The organism is Streptomyces sp. UH6 (genome assembly GCF_013421635.1).
Classification (GTDB): Bacteria; Actinomycetota; Actinomycetes; order Streptomycetales; family Streptomycetaceae; genus Streptomyces; species Streptomyces abyssomicinicus.
Genome location: NZ_JACADT010000012.1, coordinates 22251 through 29146, shown reverse-complemented (window position 1 = coordinate 29146; position 6896 = coordinate 22251). Strand labels below are relative to the sequence as shown.

General features: G+C 70.5%; 8 protein-coding genes and 1 tRNA gene. All 9 read left to right on the top strand.

From position 1 onward, the window contains the following. The coding region (locus HW445_RS02400; protein WP_257230776.1) for an FtsK/SpoIIIE domain-containing protein at window positions 1–1620 on the top strand (1620 nt) is incomplete at its 5' end. 212 nt (window positions 1621–1832) lie between these two features. Beyond that, window positions 1833–2282, top strand: coding sequence for a hypothetical protein (locus tag HW445_RS02395; RefSeq protein WP_180219362.1), 450 nt, complete (start codon window positions 1833–1835; stop codon window positions 2280–2282). A 106-nt stretch (window positions 2283–2388) separates the two neighbouring features. Beyond that, window positions 2389–2550 carry a hypothetical protein gene (locus HW445_RS02390; protein ID WP_180219361.1) on the top strand — a complete coding sequence of 54 codons (162 nt, stop codon included), beginning with the start codon at window positions 2389–2391 and terminating at the stop codon, window positions 2548–2550. Window positions 2551–2758: 208 nt separating this feature from the next. Next, the gene (locus tag HW445_RS02385) at window positions 2759–3022 is read left to right on the top strand and encodes a MerR family transcriptional regulator (RefSeq protein WP_180219360.1); all 264 of its coding nucleotides are present in this window, start codon (window positions 2759–2761) and stop codon (window positions 3020–3022) included. Between the two features lie 30 nt (window positions 3023–3052). After that, window positions 3053–3128 (top strand) — tRNA-Met (locus HW445_RS02380). A 37-nt stretch (window positions 3129–3165) separates the two neighbouring features. Then, on the top strand, window positions 3166–3693 hold the full coding sequence (locus tag HW445_RS02375) for a hypothetical protein (protein ID WP_180219359.1): 528 nt from the start codon (window positions 3166–3168) through the stop codon (window positions 3691–3693). 708 nt (window positions 3694–4401) lie between these two features. Then, on the top strand, window positions 4402–4638 hold the full coding sequence (locus HW445_RS02370; RefSeq protein WP_180219358.1) for a hypothetical protein: 237 nt from the start codon (window positions 4402–4404) through the stop codon (window positions 4636–4638). A gap of 197 nt (window positions 4639–4835) precedes the next feature. Then, window positions 4836–5288 carry a hypothetical protein gene (locus HW445_RS02365; protein WP_180219357.1) on the top strand — a complete coding sequence of 151 codons (453 nt, stop codon included), beginning with the start codon at window positions 4836–4838 and terminating at the stop codon, window positions 5286–5288. Beyond that, complete coding sequence (locus HW445_RS02360) at window positions 5269–6882, top strand: terminase (protein ID WP_180219356.1); 1614 nt, start codon at window positions 5269–5271, stop codon at window positions 6880–6882. Before HW445_RS02365 ends, HW445_RS02360 begins: the two co-directional genes overlap by 20 nt. Window positions 6883–6896 lie beyond the last annotated feature (14 nt).

The following is a 6896-nucleotide window of genomic DNA, read 5'->3' as shown; positions in this document are numbered from 1 at the left end:
AAGTACCGGGCAGCCCGCGGCAACGCCCGCACCCGGCGGGCGATCCGCGCGGCCGCCGCCCTGGCCCCGGTCGCCGGTGTCGAGGGCACCGGCCTCTACCTCCTTGGCGCACCTGGCGGTATCGCCGCCGCGGGCGCCACCTTGGCCGCCCTCGCGCTCATCGGCCGCCGCACCCGCGCGGGCGAGCTCTACACCGACCGGGACTCCAAGGTCGGCGACGGCGACCGAATGACCGACGAGATGGTCAACCGCGTCTACCGTGACGCCAAGGTCATCGGCTCCGACGACGCGCTGCGGCTCCTCACCCCCTGCACGCTCACCGCCGACGGCAAGGCCTGGCAGGTCGTGTTCCGGCTGCCCTCCGGAACCCCCGCCAAGAAGGCCCTCGACGCACGCGCAGGCCTCGCCAACGGGTTCGGCGTGTCCGTGCAGCAGATCCACCAGACCCGCGGCGACCGCGAGGACACCATCCACCTGCGGGTCTCGATGAAGCTCCCGTTCTCCACCAAGCCCGACAAGGGGCCGCTCCTCGGCGTAGAGCGAGTCAACCTGTGGCGTCCCATCTGGATGGGCGTCAACCTCCGCGGCGAAGAAGTCCTCACCTCGTGGGTCGAGCGATCCGGGCTGTTCGGAGGCGAGCCCGGCTCCGGCAAGTCGTCCGGCGCGAACGACCTCCTGCTTGCCGCCGCGCTCGACCCGACCGTTCGCATGTACCTCGCCGACGGCAAGGCCGGCGCCGACATCACGCCGTTTGAGCCGATCGCGACCATGTTCGACACCGACGGCGAGCCGAAGAACCTCCTCGCCATCCTGCAGCACATCTGGGAGGTGGAGATCCCCGAGCGGCGTGCCCTCGCGAAGGAGCACGGGTCGCGGAAGCTCACCGAGGCCATGGCCGAGAAGGACCCGCGAGTCTGCCTGGCCGTTCTCCTCGTCGACGAGTGGTCGTCCTACGGCGCCGCCGCCGACCAGAAGACCCGGCAGGAGATGGAGCGTCTGCTCCGCCTGATCGTGCAGCAGGGCCGCGCTTTGGGCGTCATCACCCTGGCGGCGACGCAGAAGCCGGACAGCGATTCGGTGCCGACCGGTATCCGCGACATCCTGTCCATCCGGTGGGCGATGCGCTGCCTCACCCCGCAGGCCTCCGACACGATCCTCGGCCAGGGCTACGCGTCCGCCGGCCACAACGCCCAGGACATCCTCAAGTCGCAACGGGGTGTCGGCATCTACATGGACGGCGAGGGCGCCGAGCCGGAGATGGTCCGCAGCTACTACTACGACGACGACGAGGTCGCGGCGATCCTCGAGCGCGCCCACCGGCTGCGGCAGGAGGCGGGCACGCTGCCCGTCACAGACGTGACCATCCTCGACCACCTCATCAAGGCGGTGTCGTCGACTGGCCGCGGGGAGGCCACGCGCGCCGAGGTGTTCGCCTATCTCGCCACCGTCGACGGCCGCTACCAGCGGGGCGACAGCGAGAGTGACGCCCAGTACGGCACCCGGGTCGGCAAGCTGCTTAAGGACGACCTGGCGGCGATCGGCGTCACCGTCGACGCGGTGAAGGTGCGTGGTGCGGACGGCCGCGAGTCCCGCGGGTTCCGACTCGACGAACTCCAGTAGCTGTCACAGTTTGCCCTGCCTTGCACCCTGCCCGGCACCCTGTTTGCCCTGTCTTGCACCCCGCCTTGTCCAGTCCGACCCTGCCTCGCCCCGGCAGGGTCGGAACGGCCTGGGGCAGGGGCCGGGCAGGGTCCCACCTGCGGAAACGCCCCCGGCGGACAGGGTCCGGGCAGGGTCCGACAACCCGAAAAGACCACCGACAGGAGATCGCGATGAACACCGAGACCACCCCACCCCTGACCGACGAGCAGGCCGCCGCCGAGGCCCGGCGCATCATCGGCGCCTTCGCCGTCGGCTACCGCGACGAGAGCCCGCTCCCCGCCTACGGCCCGACTCCGCCCGTCCCGCAGCCCGGCCGGCCGCCGATGTCACAGCGCGCCACCGACGCCAGCACCGTCATCCTCGCCGTGGGCGCCGCGTCCCTGCCCGTCGGCGGCAGCACCGCGCTGGTGCTGTGGGCGCTCGGCACCGTCGACCCCGCCCAGCTCGCCATCGGCGCGACCACACCCGTCGCCCTGGTGTTGGCCGTCGGCGCCACCCTGCGGAAGCTCGCCGGCGTGCGAACCACACACCACCACCACTACGACGGGGCGAACGTCACCCAGGACCACCGGGAGACCCACACCAAGGGCGTCATCGCCAAGACCGTGAACAAGCGGTAAGCGCCTAAGGGCGTTTCCCGTTTCCCATAGCGCCGGACACCTGCCAGACGACGCATTCCGGTGGAAACATGAACACATCACCGCAAACAGGGAGAGGACAGCAGACATGAGCATCTTCGGCCGCAGCAACAAGACCACGTACTCCTCGGAAGCCCACGCGTGGGGGGACCAGACGCCTGCCGAGAAGGACGCCGAGGACCGCAAGAAGCTCGCGGCCAGCCGCGAGAAGGACGCGCAGAGGGTGGCCCGATACTGGGGCCAGCGCTAGTCGACCAGGACCACCGCGAGACCCACACCACGGGCGTCTGGGTGAAGACCAACAACCGCTGAGCAGCGCCAGTTGCGTTGGGTAGCGCTTGCCAGTGATCGCCACCGACTGTAACCTCAGAATTCGATGGTGGAACACCCGTCGCAAAAGCACCTGAACCCCCGCCGTGATTGAACCGGTGGGGGTTCTTGCGTACCCGGGAGGTGCCGTGCCCGACTTCCCCAACCCGGAGCTGCGAGCCCTCTATCAGAAGGACTTGGGCGACATCTGGGAAGCCGCCCGGACGGCCGGTGTGCGCCCCGGCACCATCCGCGTGTGGGAGTCTCGAGGGAAGATCGAACGGGTGCGGATCGGCGACGGGCAGCCGCTCTACCACCTGCCGACCGTGAAGGCCGCGGGCGATGCCGGCGCCAAGCACCGGCACGCGGACCCCGCTGGAAACAGCCGCGGGCGGCGAGCCCGCGCAGCCTGAACGTCCCGCCGCCCGGATGGCGGGACTCATCGCGCGGTAGAGCAGCCCGGTCAGCTCACCGGAACCCATCCTCCGGAGACCGCCGGTTCAAATCCGGCCCGCGCAACTACGCTTCCTCCACACCATCTACGTGGGGGGACCACATGAACCAGCCGCCGCAGTGGGGCCAGCCACCGCAGCAACCGCCACAGCAGCCAAGGTGGGCGCAGCAGCCGCCCATCGTCGGCCCGCCGCAGCCGCCGCAGCCGCCGCAGCCGCCGCAGCCGCCACATCCGCCCCGACAAGCCCCCCGCCGCGAATGGCCCCTGTTTGTCGGCCTCGGCTGCGGCCTGCCTGTCGCCGCGCTCGTTGCGCTCGCCGTGTTCAGCAGCATCGTCTACCAGGGCAATAAGACCTCGGCCGCACCAGCGGCCAAGCCCAGCTTCGCCACCGTTGCGCCGGCCCCCACGCCGTCGGCAAGCCCCACCGTCGACAAGGGCACACTGACTCTGCTCAGCGTCAGCATGGCCTGGGACGACATGACCGAGTCCCGCAAGAACGACATGTGCGACGGCATCGAGGTGTTCGGCACCGCCTGGGCCGCCGAGCAGATGAAGACTTCCACCGGAAGCGACGAACTCGACTGGGACTACGCCGCCGAACTGGTGGCTGAGCGCTGTAAGCGCCGCTGATCGACCGGCAAGACTGCGCCCCCGCCGACGGCTCCGCGGCGGGGGCGCTGCACGTTCTCGGGGCGGTCCGGAAGAGCCGGTGACGACGGCTGGCGGCGGGATACGGCAGCCCGCCCGGACCGCCCCGACCCGTAGACGGGAGGCCCATGCCCACTGTCCTGCTTCGTGGGGAATGCCGAACGTCCCTCGGCTACTGGGTGCGCTACGCCTTCGCTGAACCCCGCGACTTCGCCTACTGCGCTCCACGCCGCCTCGCCTGCCGCCTTCTTGGTTGGCACAACCCAACGTGCGACGGACGGCCGGCGCCGCACCCGCGGAGGTGGTAGCCGTGCCCAGAGGCGCAGGCTGGCGAGTCTGCTCTGTCCCGGGCTGTCCCGAGTACACGGACGCCGGCCGTTGCCCTGAGCATCGGCGGCAGGCGGACCGCCGCCGCGGCACGGCACGGCAGAGGGGCTACGGCCGCGGGCATGAGCGCAGGTTCCGTCCCGGAGTCCTCGCCCGCGACCCGTGTTGTGTGTGCGACGACCAGGCGCATGGGCACACCGCACCGTGCGGCCGGCCGTCAGTGCACGCGGACCACTGGCCGCTCGGTCGACGCGAGTTGGTCGAGCGCGGCCTGGACCCGGACGACCCAAGGCACGGCCGCGGGTTGTGCCAGCCGTGCCACAGCAGTGAGACCGCACGTCATCAGCCCGGAGGGTGGCATCAGTGAGCACGAGGCCGATCGGTGACGCGCTCGACGCTCTCGGTATCGAGGCGACGCTGGACGAGGGGGAGCTGCTCGCCGGCGCCGTCGTCCTCCTCAAGGTCATCGACGGTGACGGCGACGTCCGCATGAGCCTGGCCTACTCCGACGGCCTGTCCTGGATCGAGCGGACCGGGATGATCCACGTCGCCGAGACGATGGAGGCCGGCACCACCACGGGCTTGACCGGCGACGGTTGATCGTCACTCTGAGTCATGATCCCCCTGGGGGAGGCCCCCAATCAAGATCATCCGACGGACCGCCGGGGAGGTAGCTCGCGGTCTGTACGGGTCTCGAAGGTCCAATTGATCATGATTCAGGCACTCCAAGTAGCCACCCGGCGGCCGCAACGGCCACCGCCCCCAGTGCCGCAACGGCACGGCGAGAGGAGCTTCCGATGGCAGGCACCGGCCCCGTGCCGAAGGACCCGTCACAGCGACGCCGGCGCAACGCCGACCCGGTCGCAGGCGCCGTCCTCCCGGCGAACGGACCCACCGGCCCGACCCCGGCGCTGCCGGGCGGCCACGACTACGACACCCGCACCCTGTCCTGGTACGAGACCTGGCGTACCAGCCCCCAGGCGTCCACTTTCCTCGCTACGGACTGGCAGCGCCTGCACATGCTCGCCCAGCTCGTCGAGCAGTACTGGCTGGAGCCGAAGAAGGAACTGCTCTCGGAGATCCGGCTGAACGAGGCCGCGATGGGCGGGACGCCTGCGGACCGGCTGCGGCTGCGCTGGACGGTCGCCGAGGAGGAGGCCGCCCCGGCCCGCCGGGCGGCCCGGACCCGGGCCGCGACGAATCGCAAGAACCGGGTGCTGAAGGTCGTCGATGGCCAGGCGGAAGACTGACCCAAGCCGGGTCGTCTCCCTCGGCTTCACCGCGATCGACTGGATCGAGACCTACCTCTGCCACGGCCCCGGCGACGTCCAGGGCCAGCCCCTCGTCATCGACGACGAGATGGCCGCGTTCATCGTCCGCGCCTACAGGCTGGACCCGGTCACCGGGCGCCGGAAGGTCAACCGGGCGTTCCTGTCCCGGCCGAAGGGCCGCGCGAAGAGCGAGCTGGCCGGTGCGCTGGTCGCCTTCGAGGCGCTCGGCCCGTGCCGGTTCGACGGCTGGGACGCCGACGGCGAGCCGGTCGGCCGGCCGCAGACGTACCCGTACATCCGGTGTCTGGCGACGGAGGAGAACCAGTCCGGCAACACCTACGACAACGTCACGGCGATGCTCGAGCACCTGGTGGACGTCGCCGGTGACGAGTTCCCCGGCATCGACCTGGGCCGCAGCGCGCAGACGTCCAGCCGCATCTTCATCGAGGGCGGCGGGGAGATCGTGCCGTCCACGTCGTCGGGCGCGGCGAAGGACGGCGGTAAGGAGACGTTCGCCGTCTTCGACGAGACGCACCTGTACGTGCTGCCTGAGCTGCGGGCGATGCACAAGACGGTGCGCCGCAACCTGGTGAAGCGGCGTGCCGCGGATCCGTGGTCGCTGGAGACGTCGACGATGTACGCGGTCGGCGACAACAGCGTGGCGGAGGCGACGCACGAATACGCCAAGGCGGTGCGGGCGGGCCGGGTGAAGGACGGCGGCCTGCTGTTCGACCACCGCGAAGGCCCTCACGTGGAGGACCTGCACGACGACGCACAGTTGATGCCGGCGCTGACCTACGTGTACGGCGACGCCGCGGAGTGGATGGACCTGGAGCGCATCGCCTCGGACATGCGCGAGCCGGACACGGACCCGGCAGACGCCCGCCGGTACTTCCTGAACCAGCCGGGCACCGCGTCCGCGAAGGCCTTCGACAAGGCGGAGTGGGCGGGGCTGGCCCGGCCGGACTTCCGGGTGCCAGAGAAGGAGCCGATCGTCATCGGCTTCGACGGCGCGAAGTGGAAGGACTCCACGGGCTTCGTTGCCACGCACCTGGAGACCGGCTTCCAGTGGCCGCTCGGGGTGTGGGAGTCCCCGCTGAACAAGGTGGAGGCCGAGGACTGGGAGGTCCCGGAGCGGGAGCTGGACTTGTGCCTGGCGCTCGCGTTCGACACGTACAAGGTCGTCCGCGTGTACGCCGATCCGCCTTGGTACGAGGACGCGGTGGCGCGCTGGCAGGGCAAGTACGGCGAGAAGCGCGTCACCCCTTGGTGGACACACCGCGACAAGCAGATGGCGTTCGCGCTGCGGGCCTACCGCACGGCCATGGCAGGCGGGGAGCTGAGCCACGACGGCGACGAGGCGCTCGCCCGCCACATCGCCCAGGCCGTGAAGAAGCAGGCACGCGCGAAGGACGACGACGGCAAGCCCATGTGGACGATCCAGAAGGACCGTCACGACTCGCCCCGAAAGATCGACCTGGCCATGGCCGGGTGCCTGTCCTGGGAGGCCCGCCGTGACTGCGTCGCCGCTGGCCTGGCCCAGCCCAAGAGGCGCAGAGCGCGCGGCTTCTGACCGAGAGGGGGGCG

Excerpts from the sequence above, each read along its gene's own strand:
- HW445_RS02390 (WP_180219361.1), top strand. The coding sequence starts at position 2,389 with ATGAGCATCTTCGGCCGCAGCAACAAGACCACGTACTCCTCGGAAGCC.
- HW445_RS02360 (WP_180219356.1), top strand. The coding sequence starts at position 5,269 with ATGGCCAGGCGGAAGACTGACCCAAGCCGGGTCGTCTCCCTCGGCTTC.
- HW445_RS02395 (WP_180219362.1), top strand. The coding sequence starts at position 1,833 with ATGAACACCGAGACCACCCCACCCCTGACCGACGAGCAGGCCGCCGCC.
- HW445_RS02375 (WP_180219359.1), top strand. The coding sequence starts at position 3,166 with ATGAACCAGCCGCCGCAGTGGGGCCAGCCACCGCAGCAACCGCCACAG.
- HW445_RS02365 (WP_180219357.1), top strand. The coding sequence starts at position 4,836 with ATGGCAGGCACCGGCCCCGTGCCGAAGGACCCGTCACAGCGACGCCGG.